Genomic DNA, 18,474 nt, shown 5'->3' with positions numbered 1-18,474 from the left:
ATTAAAACGAACATCGCAAGGCGGTTTACCCGGGTCTTGTCAAATATATTGAAACAGGACCGGCCGCTGGTTTAGGGTGGCGGGTGCCCCTGTTGAAAACAGCGCTGCCCCATAGCGCCGAAAACGGGCTGGCTAGGCAGAATTCTTTGAGCGCTGCGCACCGCGTGGCGTTCTTACTCAAATAAGAGGAGGACACACGCATGACCACCCTGACTCGTGCCGACTGGGAACAACGTGCCCGCGACCTGAAGATCGAAGGCCGCGCCTTCATCAATGGCGAGTACACCGATGCGGTGTCCGGCGACACTTTCGATTGCCTCAGCCCGGTTGACGGTCGCCTGCTGGGCAAGGTCGCCAGTTGCGACGTTGCCGACGCACAGCGTGCCGTCGAGAGTGCCCGCAGCACCTTCAACTCCGGCGCCTGGTCGCGCCTGGCACCGAGCAAGCGCAAGGCGGCGATGATCCGTTTTGCTGGCCTGCTCAAGCAGAACGCCGAAGAACTGGCCCTGCTCGAAACGCTGGACATGGGCAAACCGATCAGCGATTCCCTGAACATCGATGTCCCCGGCGCGGCCCAGGCGTTGAGCTGGAGCGGTGAAGCCATCGACAAACTCTACGACGAAGTAGCCTCCACTCCCCACGACCAATTGGGCCTGGTAACACGCGAGCCGGTGGGTGTTGTCGGGGCGATCGTGCCGTGGAACTTCCCGTTGCTGATGGCGTGCTGGAAGCTCGGCCCTGCGTTGTCCGCCGGTAACTCGGTGGTGCTCAAGCCGTCGGAAAAGTCCCCATTGACTGCCATTCGCATCGCGGCCCTGGCGGTTGAGGCCGGCATTCCGAAGGGTGTGCTGAACGTGCTGCCGGGCTATGGCCATACCGTTGGCAAGGCCCTGGCCCTGCACATGGACGTCGATACGCTGGTGTTCACCGGCTCGACCAAGATCGCCAAGCAACTGATGATCTATGCAGGCGAATCCAACATGAAGCGCATCTGGCTGGAAGCCGGTGGCAAGAGCCCGAACATCGTGTTTGCCGATGCGCCGGACCTGCAAGCCGCCGCCGAAGCGGCCGCCAGCGCGATCGCCTTCAACCAGGGCGAAGTCTGCACCGCAGGCTCGCGGCTGTTGGTGGAGCGCTCCATCAAGGACACCTTCCTGCCGCGAGTGATCGAGGCCCTCAAGGCCTGGAAACCGGGCAATCCATTGGACCCTGCCACCAACGTCGGCGCCCTGGTCGACACCCAGCAGATGAACACCGTGCTGTCCTACATTCAGGCCGGTCACAGCGACGGCGCCAAACTGGTGGCCGGCGGCAAGCGCATCCTTGAGGAAACCGGTGGCACCTACGTCGAACCGACGATTTTCGACGGCGTGAGCAACGCCATGAAAATCGCCCAGGAAGAGATTTTCGGCCCGGTATTGTCGGTCATCGCCTTCGATACCGCCGAAGAGGCCGTACAGATTGCCAATGACACGCCGTATGGCCTGGCCGCCGCTGTCTGGACCAAGGACATCTCCAAGGCACACCTGACCGCCAAGGCCTTGCGGGCCGGTAGCGTGTGGGTCAATCAGTACGACGGCGGCGATATGACCGCGCCGTTCGGTGGCTTCAAGCAGTCGGGCAACGGTCGCGACAAGTCGTTGCACGCCTTCGACAAGTACACCGAGCTGAAGTCGACCTGGATCAAACTCTGACGCTGATTCCCTTTGTGAGAAGCGGGCTTGCTCGCGAAGGCGGTTTAACATTCAACAACCCAGTTGACTGACACTCCGCTTTCGCGAGCAAGCCCGCTCCCACATTGATTGGAAGAGCGACATCTGTACCCTCTGTGGGGGCGAGCCTGCTCGCGATAGCGGCACGACAGTCGACGACTCTGTTGAATGTTGCGCTGTCATCGCGAGCAAGCTTGCTCCCACAGTGCTTTGATAACTCTCCACAGGAGCGTGGACATGCGTTGGGCGACTTACTTCGCCGTGCTGGCGTCTGTGCTGAGCGTCGGCCTGGCCTTGGGCGTGAGCATGCCGCTGGTATCGCTGCGTCTGGAGGGCTGGGGTTATGGCTCGTTTGCCATCGGGGTGATGGCGGCGATGCCGGCCGTCGGTGTATTGCTCGGCGCCAAGGTGTCGAGCCGGCTGGCCGCGCGATTCGGCACCGCGACGTTGATGCGCCTGTGCCTGTTGGGCGGCGCGGTGTCCATCGGATTGCTGGCGTTGTTGCCCAGCTATCCGGTCTGGCTAGTGTTGCGCCTGTTGATTGGCGTGGTCCTGACCCTGGTGTTCATCCTGGGTGAAAGCTGGATCAATCAACTGGTCGTCGAGCAATGGCGTGGGCGGCTGGTGGCACTGTATGGCAGCAGCTACGCCTTGAGCCAGCTGTCTGGCCCGCTGCTGTTGGGCGTGCTGGGGACCGGTCATGATTACGGATTCTGGGTGGGCGTCGGCCTCCTGCTGATCGCTCCTTTGCTCTTGCTGGGCCGTAGCGGGGCGCCGAGCAGCGAGGCTGGCAACGTGACGCTGGGGGATTTGTGGGCGTTCTGCCGGGGCTTGCCGGCAATTGCCTGGGCGGTGTCGTTGTTCGCCGCGTTCGAGGCGATGATCCTCACCTTGTTGCCGGTCTATTGCCTGCGCCAGGGATTCAGTGCCGACGTTGCCCTGGCGATGGTCAGTACTGTGGTGGTCGGCGATGCCTTGTTGCAGTTGCCCATCGGCGCCCTGGCTGATCGCGTGTCTCGCCGGACCCTGTTGACGACGTGCGCGGTGGCGCTGACGCTGTCGAGCCTGGCGGTTCCGCTGTTGATCGATACCGTGCTGATCTGGCCGCTCTGGGTGCTGTTCGGCGCCAGTGCGGGAGGTTTGTTCACCTTGTCGCTGATCCTGATCGGCGAACGTTATCGCGATGATGCGCTGGTGAGGGCCAACGCTCATGTCGCGCAGCTGTGGGGGCTCGGTTGCCTGATCGGTCCTCTGGTGGCGGGCGCAGGCAGCCAATGGATCAGTGGGCATGCGCTGCCGTTGTTCATGGCGGCCGGGGCGTTCGGCCTGGTGATTCTACTGTTTCGCCAAGGGGCGTTCGGGGCGACCCAAACCGCCTGAACACCCTAACCCTGTGGCGAGGGAGCTTGCTCCCGCTGGACTGCGAAGCAGTCCCGGCTTTTAGCGGTTGCCCCCAAGCGCAGGCAAGCCACAAAAACAATTCACCTCTAAAGCATCCGCTCCAACCCGATCGTCATGCTGAACCAGGCATTGAACCTGCGCCACCAGCTGCCCGGTTCGCGGTCAAGGTCGTGCAGCTTGCCGTTATCTTCGGTGGTCCAGACGAGCGACTCGTCCTCCAGTCGGGCCTGGTAACTCAGGGCCGGCGCCATGCCCTGCAAGGCGAGCCCGCGCACCTGCTCGGCGAGTGCCTGGCTGTCCACCAGCACGCCGACTTCGGTGTTCCACAGCACGGAGCGCGGGTCGAAGTTGAACGAGCCGATGAATGATTTCTGTCGGTCGAAAATGATCGCCTTGCTGTGCAGGCTCGAGTCGGACTCGCCATAGGACTTGCTATAGAACAGGTGTGGGTCGCTGTCTTTTTGTCCCGGTTGCCGTCGAAGCTCGAACAGATTCACGCCGTGTTGCAGCAGCGCCTTGCGATACGGCGCATAGCCGCCGTGTACGGCGGGCACATCGGTGGCTTCCAGGGAGTTGGTCAACAAACTCACCGACACGCCGGCGTCGGCGCGGCTGGTCAGGAACACCAAACCTGGCTGGCCCGGGACGAAGTAGGCGGAAATCATGATCAGCTCACTGTTCACAGCGGTCAGTTCCGGAGCCAGTTGAGTGGTCAGCAACAGCTGGGGATCCGGCTCGTCCTTGGCCAGGACCTTGCTGGGCGCATCCCACATCGCCTGGTTCCAGGCCCAGATCAACTGACTGCGCCAGATGTCCAGGCGCGGTTGGGTCTTGTAGAGGGTCAACTGTTGGTAGAGCGCGTGGTTTTCTTTTCGCGTCTGCTCCAGCGACTCTTGCAGGCGCAGGCGGCTGTTTTCCAGGGCCTTGGCGCTCGGGCGATGGGACAGGAATTGTTCGATGGGTTTGCTCAGGGCGCTGTTCCAGTACTGGTCGAAGCTGTGCCCCAACTGCTCGGCCACCGGCCCGACGCCGAGCAGGTCGATGTCGGTGAAATTCAGGTTGGGTTCGGCGTCGAAGTACTCGTCCCCCAGATTGCGACCTCCGACGATGGCCATGCTGTTATCTGCCAGCCATAGCTTGTTGTGCATCCGACGGTGTTGCAGTGACAGGTTGAACAGGCGCCCAAGGCCGCGGGTGACGCCGGTGGCGCGTCCCAGGTGCAACGGGTTGAACAGGCGGATCTGGATGTGCGGGTGCGCGGCGAGGGTGGCGATGATTTCGTCCTGACCGTCGCTGGTGGTGTCGTCCAGCAGGATGCGCACCCGCACGCCCCGGTCGGCCGCCTTGAGCAGTTCATCCACCAGCATGCGCGTGCTGATGCCGTCGTGAACGATGTAGTACTGCAGGTCCAGGCTGCCCTGGGCGTTGCGAATCAGCTCGGCCCGGGCGGTGAAGGCATCGGTGCTGTCCGAGAGCAGGCGAAACCCGGAGCGGCCCTCGTGCGGGGCTGCCTGGGCCTGGACCGAACGGCCGAACGAGGATTCGGCGGCCGGCAGCGCCTGCGAGGGCTCGCGCGTGACATCAAGACTGGCGCAGCCGCCCAGCAACGAGGCGACTAGCAGCAACGCAGGCAGGATCGGTCTGGATCTCACGTAGGATCGTTCCGCTTGTTGGCGTGGATCGGCTGTCGGGTGCGCTTCCCTGCGTAAAGCTTCAGACGGTGTCGTGCTGGGTTTCGTTCAACAGTGCGATGGCGGCGGCGCCGACCCTGCGTACGGCTTCTTCAATTTGCGCCGTTGGCTTGGCAGCGTAGTTCATCCGCAGGCAGTTACGGTATTTGCCCGACGCGGAGAAGATGCTGCCGACGGCCACCTGTACACCTTGATCGTGCAGGCGCCGATTGAGCTTGAGCGTATCGAAGCCGTCGGGCAGTTCGACCCAGAGCATGAAGCTGCCCCGGGGACGACTGGCCCGGGTGCCATGGGGAAAATAGCGGGTGACCCAATCGATCATCAGGTCGCGATTGCGCTGGTATTGCGTGCGCATCCGCCGCAAATGGGGCTCGAAATGCCCGCCTTTGAGGAATTCCGCGATGGCGAGCTGCGGTTGTGGCGCGGTGGAGCCGGTGCTGATGTATTTCATGTGCAGCACCCGTTCCAGGTACCGGCCCGGGGCGACCCAGCCAATCCGAAGGCCGGGTGCCAGGGTCTTGGAAAAAGAACTGCAGAGCAGTACGCGGCCGTCATCATCAAAGGACTTGATCGTGCGCGGTCGTGGATAGGTGTAGGCCAGTTCGCCATACACATCGTCTTCGATAATTGCCACGTCGAAGCGCTGTGCCAGGGTCAACAAGGCGCGCTTGTTCGCCTCCGGCATGATGTAGCCCAGCGGGTTATTGCAGCTTGGCGTCAACTGTATGGCCTTGATCGGCCATTGCTCCAGGGCCAGTTCCAGTGCCTCCAGGCTGATGCCGGTCAGCGGGTCGGTGGGGATCTCCAACGCCTTCATACCAAGCCCCTTGAGGGTTTGCATGGCACCGTGGAAGCTGGGCGAATCCACCGCGACGATATCGCCTTGTTCGCAGGTGGCGCGAATGCTCACCGACAGCGCCTCGTGGCAACCCGTGGTGATGATCAGGTCGCCCGGGCCCAGTTGGCAGCCGGAGTCCAGCGACAGGCGGGCGATCTGTTCCCGCAACGCGAGGTTGCCGTAGATGTTGTCGTAATACAGGCCGGGCATGTCTTGCCGGCGGCTGATCTGCGCCAGGCTGCGCAGCAATGGCTTCATGGTCGGCGAATTGATGTCTGGCATGCCGCGTCCCAGTTGCACCACGTCCTTGCGCGGCACCGCGCGTATCAGCTCCAGCACCTGGTCCCACTGGGAAATGTCCACGGGGCGCTGGGCCGGACGGCCCACCGCCGGCAGGTCCGGCAGCTCGCGGCTGGCCGGGACAAAATAACCGGATTTGGGTTTTGGCATCGCCAGCCCGCTGTCCTCCAGCACGCGATAGGCCTGCTGCACCGTGCTCAGGCTGACGCCGTGTTCCGTGCTCAATGCACGCACTGACGGCAGCCGGTCGCCCGGGCGATAGAAGCCCTGCTCTATGCGGGTGCCGAGCAATTCGGCGAGGTTCACGTAGAGGGTCATGGTGCGCTCCCGGTGAGGTAGACGAAGGCAACCGATACAGATGGGCAGCAAAAAGACAATTCAGTGCTGAAAAAGCCCAGTCTGTATGCTTATAAAATAGGTGTGTTGAATCTGTATCGCTTTTGGCCGTCCGCGCATCATGAAACCTCTGGCTACCCAAGTAAACAGGAGCGATCAAAATGAACGGCTTGAGCGATGTGCGGCTGACGTTACACAGTCAGGAACTGGCGGCAGGACAGGAAAAAGCGCTGCGGGGCGTGAAGCCACGCAATGCTCCAACCTGTCTGGGACGCTGGGGCCTGTTCTGGCACCGTCTGCATACACGCCAGGCCTTGTTGGAGCTTACACCCGAACAGTTGCGCGACATCGGGCTGAGTCGCAAGGAGGCATTGGAGGAGGGGCTCAGGCCGTTCTGGCGGCTTTGAAACGATGGAGGCCCTGAGACCGCTGTCGCGGGCAAGCCTTGTTCCCACAGACTGAAAGCGGCCTGTGGGAGCAAGGCTTGCCCGCGATAGCGTTGTCAGGGGCGATGAGGCTCTTTAAATCAACTCTTTGAACCGATGCCACAACATCCCCAGCGCCAACAGCGGCGAACGCAGGTGCTTACCGCCAGGAAAGGTCATGTGCGGAACCTGGGCGAACAGATCGAAGCCGCCACTGTGCTGGCCGCTGATGGCCTCGGCCAGCAGCTTGCCAGCCAGGTGCGTAGCGTTCACGCCATGCCCGGAATAGGCTTGGGCGTAATACACATTGGGTTGGTCCTGGAGCCGACCGATCTGGGGCAGGCGGTTGGCGCCGATGCCAATCATCCCGCCCCACTGATAATCGATTTTCACCTCCGCCAGTTGCGGGAAGACCTTGAGCATTTTCGGACGCATGTAGGCGCCAATGTCCTGCGGATCGCGGCCCGAATAGTGGCAAGCTCCGCCGAACAGCAAGCGTCGATCCGCCGAAAGCCGGTAGTAATCCAGTGCCACCCGTTGGTCGCAGACCGCCATGTTCTGCGGCAGCAAAGCCTGGGCCTGAGCCTGGCTCAAGGGCTCGGTGGCGATGATATAGCTGCCCGCCGGCAGCACTTTTCCGCCGAGTTGCGGGTTGAGCCCATTGAGGTAGGCGTTGCAGCCCAGGACCAGGGTCTTGGCCCGTACCGAGCCCTGTTGGGTGTGCACCGTGACTTGCGGGCCGTAGTCGATGCGCGTCACCGCTGATCGCTCGAACAGCCGGACCCCCAGTTGCTGTGCGGCGGCAGCTTCGCCCAGGGCCAGGTTGAGCGGGTGCAAATGCCCCGAGCCCATGTCGATCAACCCACCGACGTAACGGTCCGATCCTACGACGCTGTGCACTTCATGGGCTTGCAGTAACCGCGTCTGGTGACGATAACCGAGGCTGCGCAGCTCTTCGGCATCTTCGGCGAAGCCTTCCAGGTCGCTGGGCTTGTTGGCGAGGTCGCAGTAGCCCCAGGTGAGGTCGCACGGGATCTGGAAGCGTTCGACGCGCTGGCGGACGATTTCCACGGCCTCCAGCCCCATGAGTTTCATCTGCCGCACGCCTTCGTTGCCGATGATCGGCGCGAACTGCTCGAGGCCATGGCCGACGCCGCGAATCAATTGGCCGCCGTTACGCCCGCTGGCGCCCCAGCCGATCTTGTGGGCTTCGAGCAGCACCACACTCATGCCACGCTCGGCCAGCTCGATCGCCGTGTTCAGCCCGGAGAAGCCACCGCCCACCACGCAGACATCCGCCACCTGCTCGCCATCCAGCACCGGATGGTCCGGTTGCGGCAGGCTGCTAGCGGCGTAATAGGAGGCTGCATGCGCGTGGCTGGAGACAGGTTGCTGAACACGGGCGTTCATGTGCGTAATCCTGATTATTGTGTTTGAGAAATTTTACGAGAATAAGCTGGCGATTCATCCATGGGCAACAGCGGTCGGTTGGCCCTGTCTGGCGTAAGGCTTTTGAGGCAAACTCCCGGCAATCCTGCTTTGGTAAACCGCCCCGATGAGTTGCAACAGTCAGAAAATCCGCACGCTGCGCCAACAGATTCCCTCGTTCGAGTGCGTCCCCGGCTGCCATGACTGCTGTGGGCCGGTGACCACTTCACCCGAGGAAATGGCCCGCTTGCCCCGCAAGACCCGCGCCGAGCAAGACGCGGCCATGGACGCGCTCGACTGCGTTCACCTGGGGCCGAACGGTTGCACGGTCTACGACGAGCGACCGCTGATCTGTCGGCTGTTCGGCACCACGGCGACCTTGCCCTGTCCCAATGGACGGCGGCCGGTGGAACTGATCCATCCGCGGGTCGAGAAGCAGATTCATGAATACATGGCCGCCAATCGCCAAGTCCTGGTCTGACAGCGGCGGGGACTGAGTCGCGGCCTTCGCGAGCAAGCCCACTCCCACACAGGCCAGTGGCAGTTTTTTGTGAGCAGCACAGATCCCTTGTGGGAGCGAGCCTGCTCGCGAAAGCGGCTTGCCAGACGACCACCACCTGAAGCCCGGCTCAATCCGGAATCGGCAGGTTCAGGCTCTCCTTCACTTCCTCCATCACGATGTAGCTCTTGGATTCGCGCACATGGGGCAGCTTGAGCAGGATGTCCCCCAACAGCTTGCGGTACGACGCCATCTCGGAAATCCGCGCCTTCACCAGGTAATCGAAGTCCCCCGACACCAGGTGGCATTCCAGCACATGGGGCAATTTCAGCACGGCGCGGCGAAATTCCTCGAACGTGTCGCCGGACTTGTAATCGAGGCTGATCTCGACAAATACCAGCAGACTTCCCTTCAAATGCTGCGGGTTGAGTCGGGCGTTATAGCCCATGATGATCCCCTCGCGCTCCAGGCGGCGTACCCGCTCGGTGCAAGGCGTGGTCGAGAGACCGACCTTTTCCCCCAGCTCCGTGAAGGAAATCCGCCCGTCCGCCTGGAGGATGCGCAGGATGTTGCGGTCGATCTTGTCCAGTTCGCGTTTGGTCTGGGTGTTGGTACGCACAGGTGATGCGCCTCCATGAAAAGGGTTTTCGCCGAGAATTCTCGCCAAATATAAGCACTTATATAGTGAAAAGCACTGGCTAATCTTTTTTACACTGCGCTCATTACGGTTTTGTACAACAAACGTCAGCGGTTCGCCGCGGTGAGGGCAACAACATGCGTGTTCTGGTCTTGGGTAGCGGCGTCATCGGTACCGTCAGTGCTTATTACCTGGCCAGGGCCGGGTTTGAGGTGGTGGTGGTCGATCGTCAGCCGGCACCTGCCATGGAAACCAGTTTCGCCAACGCCGGGCAGGTTTCGCCGGGGTATGCCTCGCCTTGGGCTGCGCCGGGCGTACCGCTCAAAGCCATCAAGTGGTTGTTGCAGCGTCACGCGCCATTGGCCATCAAGGCCACCGCCAACATCGATCAGTACTTGTGGATGGCGCAGATGCTGCGCAATTGCACGGCCAGTCGCTATGCCGTCAACAAGGAACGCATGGTGCGCTTGTCCGAATACAGCCGTGACTGCCTCGACGAGTTGCGTGCCGAAACCGGTATCGCCTACGAAGGCCGCAGCCTGGGGACCACACAGTTGTTCCGCACCCAGGCGCAACTCGACGGCGCGGCAAAAGACATCGCGGTGCTGAAAGAGTCGGGTGTGCCGTTCGAAGTGCTCGATCGCGAAGGCATCGCTCGGGTCGAACCGGCCCTGGCCAGCGTGACGGGCATCCTGGCCGGTGCCTTGCGCCTGCCCAACGACCAGACGGGTGACTGCCAGATGTTCACCACGCGCCTGGCAGAAATGGCCACCAAGCTCGGTGTGCAGTTCCGCTTCGACCAGAATATCGAGCGCCTGGATTTTGCCGGTGATCGCGTCAACGGCGTGTGGATCGATGGCAAGCTGGAAACCGCCGACCGCTACGTCCTTGCGCTGGGCAGCTATTCGCCGCAACTGCTCAAGCCCCTCGGGATCCGTGCGCCGGTCTATCCGCTCAAAGGCTATTCCCTGACCGTGCCGATCACCGACCCGGCCATGGCGCCTACCTCGACTATCCTCGATGAAACCTACAAGGTGGCGATCACTCGCTTCGACAACCGCATTCGCGTGGGGGGCATGGCCGAAATCGCCGGTTTTGACCTGTCCCTTAACCCGCGTCGGCGTGAAACCCTGGAGATGATCGTCAACGACCTTTATCCTCGGGGCGGTGATCTGGCCCAGGCCAGTTTCTGGACCGGCTTGCGCCCGACCACCCCGGACGGTACGCCGATCGTGGGGGCCACGCCGTTCAAGAACCTGTTCTTGAACACCGGCCACGGCACGCTCGGTTGGACCATGGCGTGTGGTTCCGGTCGCTTGCTGGCGGATCTGATGGCGAAGAAAAAGCCGCAGATCAGCGCCGAAGGCCTCGATATTTCCCGTTATGGCAGCAAACACCAGGAGTCTGCGAAACATGTCAATCCAGCGCCAGCTCACCAATGACCGCATGAGCCAGGTGGTCGTGCACAACGGCACCGTCTATCTGGCTGGACAGGTCGGCGACGACATGAGCGCCGGTATCGAACAGCAGACCCGCGAAACCCTGGCCAACATCGAACGCCTGCTCGACCTGGCCGGTACCGACAAGAATCGCCTGTTGTCGGTCACGATCTACCTGAAGGACATCGAGGCCCATTTCGAGGGCATGAACGCGGTCTGGGACAAGTGGTTGCCCAAAGGCGTCGCCCCGGCCCGCGCCACCGTGCAGGCCAAACTGTGCGAACCGGACATTCTGATAGAGCTGTCCGTCGTGGCCGCGTTGCCTTGATGCTTTGATGCTTTGATGCTTTGAAAAAGATCCCTCTCCCGGTGCTGTTGGTGGTGCAAGCCGTCAGTCAGCACCGGTTTTTTTATCATTGACCGCCTAGAAGCCTGCCGCCATGCGTCCCGCCCGTGCCCTGATCGATCTTCAAGCCCTGCGTCACAACTACCAATTGGCCCGTGAAGTCACGGGGGCCAAGGCCCTTGCGGTGATCAAGGCCGACGCCTATGGACACGGCGCGGTGCGTTGCGCCGAGGCTTTGCAGGACACGGCGGACGGCTTTGCCGTTGCGTGCATCGAAGAAGCCCTGGAGCTGCGGGCCGCCGGCATTCGCGGGCCGGTGCTGTTGCTGGAAGGTTTCTTCGAAGCCAACGAGCTGGCGCTGATCGTCGAGCATGATTTCTGGTGCGTGGTGCATTCGTTGTGGCAGCTCGAAGCCATCGAGCGGGCGACGCTGAGCAAGCCGATCAACGTCTGGCTCAAGCTCGATTCGGGGATGCATCGCGTCGGGCTGCATCCCGCGGACTACCAGGCGGCCTACCGTCGCCTGCTGGCGAGTGGCAAGGTGGCGAAAATTGTCCTGATGAGCCATTTTGCCCGGGCCGATGAACTGCACGATCCCAGCAGCAACCAGCAACTGGCCGTGTTCGAAGCGGCCCGCCAAGGCCTGGCGGCGCAAATCAGCCTGCGCAACTCCCCGGCGGTCCTGGGCTGGCCACAGATACCGAGCGATTGGGTGCGGCCGGGCATCATGCTGTACGGTGCCACGCCTTTCGACGAGCCCAACGCCTTGGCCTCGCGCCTGCAACCGGTGATGACCCTGGAGTCGAAGATCATCTGCGTGCGTGAGTTGCCGGCTGGCGAGCCGGTAGGCTATGGCGCCCGCTTCGTGACCTCGCAACCGACCCGGGTCGGGGTGGTCGCCATGGGGTATGCCGACGGTTACCCACGCCAGGCACCGACCGGCACGCCCGTGCGGGTGGACGGCCAGCCCAGCCAACTGGTCGGGCGGGTATCGATGGACATGCTGTGTGTCGACTTGACGAATATCCCCCAGGCCGGACTCGGTTCGACCGTGGAGCTATGGGGCAAGAATGTCCTGGCCAGCGACGTGGCGAAATCCGCCGACACGATTCCCTACCAGATTTTCTGCAACCTGCGCCGGGTGCCACGGCTCTACGCTGGGGCCTGAGGCGACACGCAGCCGACCGAAAGTCGTTCCACCGCACAGGATGCGGGTCAAAGTGTTGTAAATACTGAACGCTGTCGCCATGATAACGCTCACTTTCCACACAACTTGATCCCCTGGAGGCTCCAGCATTGGACGTCGGTGAACGACTGCAAGCCATTCGTAAACTCAAAGGCCTGTCCCAGCGTGAACTCGCCAAGCGCGCGGGCGTCACCAACAGCACCATTTCGATGATCGAGAAGAACAGCGTGAGCCCCTCGATCAGCTCGCTGCGCAAGGTCCTTGGCGGGATTCCCATGTCCATGGTCGAGTTCTTCTCGGAGGAAATCCTCCAGGAAAAACCGACCCAGATCGTCTACAAAGCCAATGAACTGATCGACATCTCCGACGGCGCCGTGACCATGAAACTGGTAGGCAGGGCTCATCCGAGCCGGGCGATCGCGTTCCTGAACGAAATCTACCCCCCAGGCGCCGACACCGGCGAGGAGATGCTCACCCATGAGGGTGAAGAGACCGGGATCCTGGTGGAAGGGCGACTGGAACTGGTGGTGGGGGCCGAGACCTTCGTGCTCGAAGCAGGTGACAGCTACTATTTCGAAAGCACCAAGCCACATCGCTTCCGTAATCCGTTCGATGCGCCGGCGCGACTGATCAGCGCAGCCACGCCGGCCAATTTCTAGAAAAAGCGGCGCCGCCCCGTTTGGCAAAGGCGCCCGGGCAATCAACTGTCGCTGCAAACAAGACCCTTACGACTTTGGGGTTGTTTCAGTGTGACGGGCTTACCGCTATACTTGCGCCCGCCTGCAAACCGTGGCCGCAGGCGTGACTAGCCACCATTGAGGGTGTACGCGTGAACCTAATTATGAAAATGCTGGCTGCACCAGCAACCGTATTGGCCCTTTGGGCAGCCAGCGCTCAAGCGGCGCCGACCGACGAAATCGCCAAGCGTCTTGAACCTGTCGGCCAGGTTTGTGTTCAGGGTAAAGAATGCAAGGGCATGGAAGTAGCTGCAGCGGCGGGCGGTGCTGGCGGCGCCAAGGCACCGAAAGAAGTTATTGCAAAGCATTGCAACGCTTGCCACGGTACTGGCCTGCTGGGCGCACCAAAAATTGGTGACAAGGCAGCCTGGAAAGATCGCGCCGACCACCAAGGCGGCCTCGACGGTATCCTGGCCAAGGCCATTACCGGTATCAACTCCATGCCGCCTAAAGGCACCTGCGCCGATTGCTCGGATGACGAGCTCAAGGGCGCTATCAAAGAGATGTCTGGCCTGTAATACGCCAACGTTTCCCGAAAAAGCCGCTTACGAGCGGCTTTTTTGCGCCTACGCTTTTTCCAGGGCTGTTCACCGCAACCAAGTCTCGGCAAGTTCGGTCCTACCCACATTCACGGAATATGCCGGAGGGTCGGATGGTGCAGTTGTGCTCAATCGAACAGGCGGTGGATGAGGTGCTCGAGCGCCTGCCCGCGCACATTCACCTGGGCATGCCCCTGGGGTTGGGCAAACCCAATCTGTTTGCCAACGCGCTGTATCGACGCATCGCACAACTGCCCGAGCGGCAGTTGACGATCTACACCGCCCTGAGCCTTGGCCGGCCAAACTTGGGCGATGGCTTGCAGAAGCGCTTTCTTGAACCGTTTATCGAGCGGGTTTTCGGCGACTACCCTGAGCTGGATTACCTGGCCGACCTGCAGCACGACAGCCTGCCGGCCAACATCCGGGTCGAGCAGTTCTTCATGCAGCCTGGCAGCCTGCTGCACAGTGCGTCGGCCCAGCAGAACTATGTCAGCAGCAATTACAGTCATGCGGCTCGGGACATCAACGCCGCAGGGCTGAACCTCATTGCCCAACTGGTGGCGAGCGACCCACGGCACCCGGACCGCCTGAGCCTGAGCTGCAACCCGGACATCACCCTGGACCTGCTCCCGATGATCGCCAAGCGGCGGGCGGAGGGGGAGACCATTCTCTTGGTCGGCCAGGTGCACAACGACTTGCCCTACATGCCCGGCGACGCGGAGATCGGCATCGACGGTTTTGACCTGTTGATCGACGAGAAAGACAGCCACACCTTGTTCTCCACGCCGAACATGCCGGTGGGTTTCCAGGACCACCTGATCGGCCTGCACGCCAGCACCCTGGTGCGCGACGGCGGCACGTTGCAGATCGGCATCGGCGCCATGGGCGATGCGTTGACGGCGGCGCTGTTGGCGCGCCAGGCCGACAATGCCGGTTACCAGGCGCTGCTGGCGGACTTGAACCTCAGCCAGTGGGCGCAACTGATCGAGCGCGAGGGCGGGGTCGAGCCGTTTGCCAAAGGGCTGTACGGTTGCAGTGAAATGTTCGTCAACGGTTTGCTAGTGCTAGCGGAGGCCGGCATCGTCCGGCGCAAGGTCTACCCCGACGAGCCGACCCAGGCGCAGGCGAATGCCGGCACCCTCGACGAAGCGGCGCAAGCGGACGGCATTTGCGTGCATGGCGGTTTTTTTCTCGGGCCGCGCAGTTTCTACCAGCGCCTGCGCGAGTTGCCGCAGGACCGGCTGCTGGAATTCAACATGACCCGCATCAGCTATATCAACGAACTGTATGGCCAGGAACGCCTCAAGCGCCTGCAACGGCTCGATGCGCGGTTCGTCAACACGGTGTTCACCATGACCCTGCTGGGCGCCGGGGTGGCGGATCAGCTGGAAGACGGGCGGGTGCTCAGCGGCGTGGGCGGGCAGTACAACTTCGTTGCCCAGGGCCATGCGCTGGAGGGCGGGCGGTCGATCCTGCTGTTGCGCAGCTGGCGTGAGGCGGGGGGCGAAATCAGTTCGAACATCGTCTGGGAGTATGGCCATTGCACGATTCCCCGACACCTGCGCGACATCGTGGTGACCGAATACGGCATCGCCGACCTGCGCGGCAAGACCGATGCGGCGGTGATCGAGGCGTTGCTGAACATCAGTGACTCGCGCTTCCAGCCAGGCTTGATCGAGCAGGCGAAAAGTGCCGGCAAGTTGCCTCGGGATTTCTGCCTGGATCCGCGCTTCGCCGATAACACATCGGAGCGTTTGCAGGCGATCCAGGCGCGGCATCCGAACCTGTTTCCCGAATACCCGCTGGGCTGCGATTTCGATGGAGTAGAGCGGGACTTGTTGCGGGCGCTGAACTGGCTCAAGAGCAAGTTCAAGCTCACCGAGATCCTGGAATTGGGCAAGGCCGCGCTCGATGCACCGGAACCTGCGGCGTTCGCCGCGCACCTGGAGCGGATGCAGTTGGCCAGCCCTGAAGGGTTGAAGGAGGAGTTGTTCCAGCGGCTGTTGCTGGCGGGGCTTCAGGCGACTGCGATCCAATGATCTGACACACAACCCTTGTGGGAGCGGGCTCGCTTCCACAAGGAGAAGATTGGTGGTGATCAGTCGATAAAGGTCACAACCCCACCCGCCAGGGACTTCACCCGGGCCAGCGACTCGACGCGATACCCCTGGGCATCCAGCTCCGCGCGACCGCCCTGGAAGGACTTCTCAATCACGATCCCCAGCCCGGCCACGGTGGCGCCAGCCTGCTTGATGATGGAGATCAGCGCCTGGGAGGCTTTGCCGTTGGCCAGGAAGTCATCGATGATCAGCACCCGATCACTGCTGGTCAGGTGGCGCGGGCTGATGGCGACGGTGCTCTCGGTCTTTTTGGTGAACGAATACACGGTGGCCGACAGCAGGTTTTCCGTCAGGGTCAGGGACTGCTGCTTGCGGGCGAAAATGACCGGTACGCCAAGGTTCAGGCCGGTCATGATCGCCGGCGCGATGCCCGAAGCTTCGATGGTGACGATCTTGGTGATGCCCGAATCCTTGAACAGCGCGGCGAATTCGTCGCCGATCTGCTTCATCAACTGCGGGTCGATCTGGTGATTGAGAAAAGCGTCGACCTTGAGGACCTGGTCGGACAGTACGATGCCTAGCTCACGGATTTTCTGGTGCAGGGCTTCCATGAAGCCTCCTCCAATGGCGCCGACAGCGCCTAAGGTCGATAAAAGTAGTCGATTCTAACGCTTGAGCATCGCACGTATATCGGCCAGGGCACTGTTGCCGCGAACGGCCTTGACCTCGGTCGGTGTGTCGTCGTTGCCTTCCCAGGCGAGGTCGTCGGGCGGCAGCTCATCGAGAAAACGGCTGGGTGCGCAGTCGATCACCTCGCCGTATTGCTTGCGCTTGGCGGCGAACGTGAAGGCCAGCGTCTGGCGGGCCCGGGTGATGCCGACATAAGCCAGGCGCCGTTCCTCTTCGATGGTGTCGGCCTCGATACTGGAGCGGTGCGGGAGGATTTCTTCCTCCATGCCCATGATGAACACGTAGGGAAATTCCAGGCCCTTGGACGCGTGGAGGGTCATCATCTGCACGCCTTCGGCGCCGTCTTCCTCTTCCTGCTGGCGTTCGAGCATGTCCCGCAGCACGAGTTTGCCGATGGCATCCTCGACGGTCATGTCGCCGTCCTCGTCTTTTTCCAGGGTGTTCTTCAGCGCCTCGATCAGGAACCAGACGTTACTCATGCGGTAATCGGCGGCCTTGTCGCTGGAGCTGTTGGTGCGCAGCCAATTTTCGTAGTCGATGTCCATGACCATGCTGCGCAGTGCCGAGATCGGGTCTTCCCCGGCGCACTGTTCACGAACCTTGTCCATGAAACGCTTGAAGCGTGCCAGGCGGTCGGTGAAACGGCTGTCCAGGTGCTCGCCCAGGCCGATCTCGTCGGTGGCGGCGTACATCGAAATCTTGCGCTCGGTGGCGTAGTTGCCGAGTTTTTCCAGGGTGGTCGAGCCGATTTCCCGGCGTGGGACGTTGATCACCCGCAGGAAGGCGTTGTCGTCGTCCGGGTTCACGATCAGGCGGAAATAGGCCATCAGGTCCTTCACTTCCTGACGGCCGAAAAAGCTGTTGCCCCCCGACAGGCGATAGGGAACCTGGTGGTGCTGCAATTTCAGCTCGATCAGCTTGGCCTGGTAGTTGCCGCGGTACAGGATCGCAAAGTCGCTGTACGGCCGGTCGGTGCGCAGGTGCAGGCTGAGGATTTCCATGGCCACGCGCTCGGCTTCGGCGTCTTCGTTGCGGCAGCGGATCACCCGGATCTCGTCGCCGTGGCCCATCTCGCTCCACAGTTGTTTTTCGAACTCGTGGGGGTTGTTGGAAATCAGCACGTTGGCGCAGCGCAGGATGCGGCTGGTGGAGCGATAGTTTTGCTCCAGCATCACCACTTTGAGCGACGGGTAGTCTTCCTTGAGCAACATCAGGTTTTCCGGCCGCGCGCCGCGCCAGGCGTAGATCGACTGGTCGTCGTCGCCCACTACGGTGAACTGGTTGCGTTTGCCGATCAGCAGTTTCACCAGCAGATACTGGCTGGCGTTGGTGTCCTGATATTCGTCCACCAGCAGGTAACGAACCTTGTTCTGCCATTTTTCCAGAATGTCGGCGTGTTCCTGGAACAGCTTGACCGGCAGCAGGATCAGATCGTCGAAGTCCACCGCGTTGAACGCCTTGAGCGTGCGCTGGTAGTGGGTGTAGACAATGGCGGCGGTCTGTTCCTTGGGGTTGCGGGCGTTCTCCAGGGCCTCGGCGGGCAGCACCAGGTCGTTTTTCCAGGCGCCGATCATGTTCTTGATCTCGTCGACGCCGTCATCGCCCGCGTATTCCTTCTGCATGATGTCGGTCATCAGGGCCTTGACGTCGGTCTCGTCGAAGATCGAGAAGCCCGGCTTGTAGCCCAGCCGCGCATGTTCCTTGCGGATGATGTTCAGGCCCAGGTTGTGGAAGGTGCAGACCGTCAGGCCGCGACCCTCACCGGCGCGCAGCAGGCCGCCGACCCGTTCCTTCATTTCCCGGGCGGCCTTGTTGGTGAAGGTCATGGCCACAATGTATTGGGCGCGGATGCCACAGTTCTGGATCAGGTGCGCGATCTTGCGGGTGATCACGCTGGTCTTGCCGGAGCCTGCGCCGGCGAGCACCAAAAGTGGGCCGCCGACATAGTTCACGGCTTCTTGCTGCCGGGGATTGAGTCGGGACATGACAGGGTCAGGGAGTCGTCTGCGAAATGGGCCGGCATTTTAACAGGCTCAGAGAATTGTGCTGCGCTGTCCGACTTGTGACGTAGCACAAGCATTGTCATTTGCCGCCCGTGCCGGTTTCACGCAGGATATGGCAGCGAATCTGCGTCTAACGTACGACTTCAACCGAAAATAGAACCGCCGTTGGCAAGTGCTTGAGAACCATTGGCATTGGTCATTGCTCGT

At 61.7% G+C, this 18,474-nt stretch carries 16 protein-coding genes; 10 read left to right on the top strand and 6 right to left on the bottom strand.

Annotated features, from left to right (window positions below; genetic code table 11):
* The first annotated feature begins 200 nt into the window (after nucleotides 1-200).
* Nucleotides 201-1,694, top strand: a complete 1,494-nt coding sequence (locus ACODSJ_RS11090) for an aldehyde dehydrogenase (RefSeq protein ID WP_489101760.1) — start codon at nucleotides 201-203, stop codon at nucleotides 1,692-1,694.
* 255 nt (nucleotides 1,695-1,949) lie between these two features.
* Entirely contained in the window at nucleotides 1,950-3,092 is a 1,143-nt protein-coding gene (locus ACODSJ_RS11085; RefSeq protein WP_489101759.1) for an MFS transporter, read from the top strand.
* A 107-nt stretch (nucleotides 3,093-3,199) separates the two neighbouring features.
* Here ACODSJ_RS11085 and ACODSJ_RS11080 read toward each other — a convergent pair whose 3' ends face one another.
* Together ACODSJ_RS11080 and ACODSJ_RS11075 are read right to left on the bottom strand one after the other, a co-directional pair.
* Entirely contained in the window at nucleotides 3,200-4,765 is a 1,566-nt protein-coding gene (locus tag ACODSJ_RS11080) for a phospholipase D family protein (protein WP_489101758.1), read from the bottom strand.
* A 61-nt stretch (nucleotides 4,766-4,826) separates the two neighbouring features.
* Entirely contained in the window at nucleotides 4,827-6,260 is a 1,434-nt protein-coding gene (locus tag ACODSJ_RS11075) for an aminotransferase-like domain-containing protein (protein WP_489101757.1), read from the bottom strand.
* Nucleotides 6,261-6,439: 179 nt separating this feature from the next.
* Here ACODSJ_RS11075 and ACODSJ_RS11070 point away from each other — a divergent pair, with 179 nt between their 5' ends.
* A complete protein-coding gene (locus ACODSJ_RS11070) occupies nucleotides 6,440-6,685 on the top strand; it encodes a DUF1127 domain-containing protein (RefSeq protein ID WP_489101756.1) in 246 nt (81 codons plus the stop codon).
* 114 nt (nucleotides 6,686-6,799) lie between these two features.
* Here the strand turns inward: ACODSJ_RS11070 and ACODSJ_RS11065 are convergent, their stop codons facing one another.
* Nucleotides 6,800-8,113 (bottom strand): NAD(P)/FAD-dependent oxidoreductase, encoded by a 1,314-nt coding sequence (locus ACODSJ_RS11065; protein WP_489101755.1) that lies wholly within the window; start codon nucleotides 8,111-8,113, stop codon nucleotides 6,800-6,802.
* Between the two features lie 145 nt (nucleotides 8,114-8,258).
* On the opposite strand from ACODSJ_RS11065, the gene ACODSJ_RS11060 reads away from it, so the two are divergent.
* On the top strand, nucleotides 8,259-8,612 hold the full coding sequence (locus tag ACODSJ_RS11060; protein ID WP_489101754.1) for a YkgJ family cysteine cluster protein: 354 nt from the start codon (nucleotides 8,259-8,261) through the stop codon (nucleotides 8,610-8,612).
* Between the two features lie 148 nt (nucleotides 8,613-8,760).
* Here ACODSJ_RS11060 and ACODSJ_RS11055 read toward each other — a convergent pair whose 3' ends face one another.
* Nucleotides 8,761-9,249 carry an Lrp/AsnC ligand binding domain-containing protein gene (locus tag ACODSJ_RS11055; RefSeq protein WP_003206849.1) on the bottom strand — a complete coding sequence of 163 codons (489 nt, stop codon included), beginning with the start codon at nucleotides 9,247-9,249 and terminating at the stop codon, nucleotides 8,761-8,763.
* A 155-nt stretch (nucleotides 9,250-9,404) separates the two neighbouring features.
* On the opposite strand from ACODSJ_RS11055, the gene dadA reads away from it, so the two are divergent.
* The 6 genes from dadA to ACODSJ_RS11025 all read left to right on the top strand — a co-directional run bounded on the left by dadA (nucleotide 9,405) and on the right by ACODSJ_RS11025 (nucleotide 15,553).
* The gene (dadA, locus tag ACODSJ_RS11050) at nucleotides 9,405-10,709 is read left to right on the top strand and encodes a D-amino acid dehydrogenase (protein WP_489101753.1); all 1,305 of its coding nucleotides are present in this window, start codon (nucleotides 9,405-9,407) and stop codon (nucleotides 10,707-10,709) included.
* Nucleotides 10,681-11,034 (top strand): RidA family protein, encoded by a 354-nt coding sequence (locus tag ACODSJ_RS11045; protein WP_489101752.1) that lies wholly within the window; start codon nucleotides 10,681-10,683, stop codon nucleotides 11,032-11,034. The genes dadA and ACODSJ_RS11045 overlap by 29 nt, the downstream gene beginning before the upstream one ends.
* A 112-nt stretch (nucleotides 11,035-11,146) precedes the next feature.
* Nucleotides 11,147-12,220 (top strand): alanine racemase, encoded by a 1,074-nt coding sequence (alr, locus tag ACODSJ_RS11040; protein ID WP_489101751.1) that lies wholly within the window; start codon nucleotides 11,147-11,149, stop codon nucleotides 12,218-12,220.
* Between the two features lie 128 nt (nucleotides 12,221-12,348).
* Nucleotides 12,349-12,897, top strand: a complete 549-nt coding sequence (locus ACODSJ_RS11035) for a cupin domain-containing protein (protein WP_053148616.1) — start codon at nucleotides 12,349-12,351, stop codon at nucleotides 12,895-12,897.
* A gap of 182 nt (nucleotides 12,898-13,079) precedes the next feature.
* Entirely contained in the window at nucleotides 13,080-13,493 is a 414-nt protein-coding gene (locus ACODSJ_RS11030) for a c-type cytochrome (protein WP_489101790.1), read from the top strand.
* 134 nt (nucleotides 13,494-13,627) lie between these two features.
* On the top strand, nucleotides 13,628-15,553 hold the full coding sequence (locus ACODSJ_RS11025; protein ID WP_489101750.1) for an acetyl-CoA hydrolase/transferase C-terminal domain-containing protein: 1,926 nt from the start codon (nucleotides 13,628-13,630) through the stop codon (nucleotides 15,551-15,553).
* 59 nt (nucleotides 15,554-15,612) lie between these two features.
* On the opposite strand, the gene ACODSJ_RS11020 is transcribed toward ACODSJ_RS11025, so the two are convergent.
* Together ACODSJ_RS11020 and rep are read right to left on the bottom strand one after the other, a co-directional pair.
* Nucleotides 15,613-16,185 carry a xanthine phosphoribosyltransferase gene (locus ACODSJ_RS11020; protein ID WP_489101749.1) on the bottom strand — a complete coding sequence of 191 codons (573 nt, stop codon included), beginning with the start codon at nucleotides 16,183-16,185 and terminating at the stop codon, nucleotides 15,613-15,615.
* Nucleotides 16,186-16,239: 54 nt separating this feature from the next.
* Complete coding sequence (rep, locus tag ACODSJ_RS11015; RefSeq protein ID WP_489101748.1) at nucleotides 16,240-18,249, bottom strand: DNA helicase Rep; 2,010 nt, start codon at nucleotides 18,247-18,249, stop codon at nucleotides 16,240-16,242.
* Between the last annotated feature and the right edge of the window lie 225 nt (nucleotides 18,250-18,474).

It is taken from the genome of Pseudomonas sp. FG6 (assembly GCF_057809015.1).
The sequence above is the reverse complement of the archived record's forward strand: the minus strand, read 5'-3'. Positions and strand labels throughout refer to the sequence as shown.

Excerpts from the sequence above, each read along its gene's own strand:
- ACODSJ_RS11090 (WP_489101760.1), top strand. The coding sequence starts at position 201 with ATGACCACCCTGACTCGTGCCGACTGGGAACAACGTGCCCGCGACCTG.
- ACODSJ_RS11085 (WP_489101759.1), top strand. The coding sequence starts at position 1,950 with ATGCGTTGGGCGACTTACTTCGCCGTGCTGGCGTCTGTGCTGAGCGTC.
- ACODSJ_RS11075 (WP_489101757.1), bottom strand. The coding sequence starts at position 6,260 with ATGACCCTCTACGTGAACCTCGCCGAATTGCTCGGCACCCGCATAGAG.
- ACODSJ_RS11070 (WP_489101756.1), top strand. The coding sequence starts at position 6,440 with ATGAACGGCTTGAGCGATGTGCGGCTGACGTTACACAGTCAGGAACTG.
- ACODSJ_RS11065 (WP_489101755.1), bottom strand. The coding sequence starts at position 8,113 with ATGAACGCCCGTGTTCAGCAACCTGTCTCCAGCCACGCGCATGCAGCC.
- ACODSJ_RS11060 (WP_489101754.1), top strand. The coding sequence starts at position 8,259 with ATGAGTTGCAACAGTCAGAAAATCCGCACGCTGCGCCAACAGATTCCC.
- dadA (WP_489101753.1), top strand. The coding sequence starts at position 9,405 with ATGCGTGTTCTGGTCTTGGGTAGCGGCGTCATCGGTACCGTCAGTGCT.
- ACODSJ_RS11045 (WP_489101752.1), top strand. The coding sequence starts at position 10,681 with ATGTCAATCCAGCGCCAGCTCACCAATGACCGCATGAGCCAGGTGGTC.
- alr (WP_489101751.1), top strand. The coding sequence starts at position 11,147 with ATGCGTCCCGCCCGTGCCCTGATCGATCTTCAAGCCCTGCGTCACAAC.
- ACODSJ_RS11030 (WP_489101790.1), top strand. The coding sequence starts at position 13,080 with ATGAAAATGCTGGCTGCACCAGCAACCGTATTGGCCCTTTGGGCAGCC.
- ACODSJ_RS11025 (WP_489101750.1), top strand. The coding sequence starts at position 13,628 with ATGGTGCAGTTGTGCTCAATCGAACAGGCGGTGGATGAGGTGCTCGAG.
- ACODSJ_RS11020 (WP_489101749.1), bottom strand. The coding sequence starts at position 16,185 with ATGGAAGCCCTGCACCAGAAAATCCGTGAGCTAGGCATCGTACTGTCC.
- rep (WP_489101748.1), bottom strand. The coding sequence starts at position 18,249 with ATGTCCCGACTCAATCCCCGGCAGCAAGAAGCCGTGAACTATGTCGGC.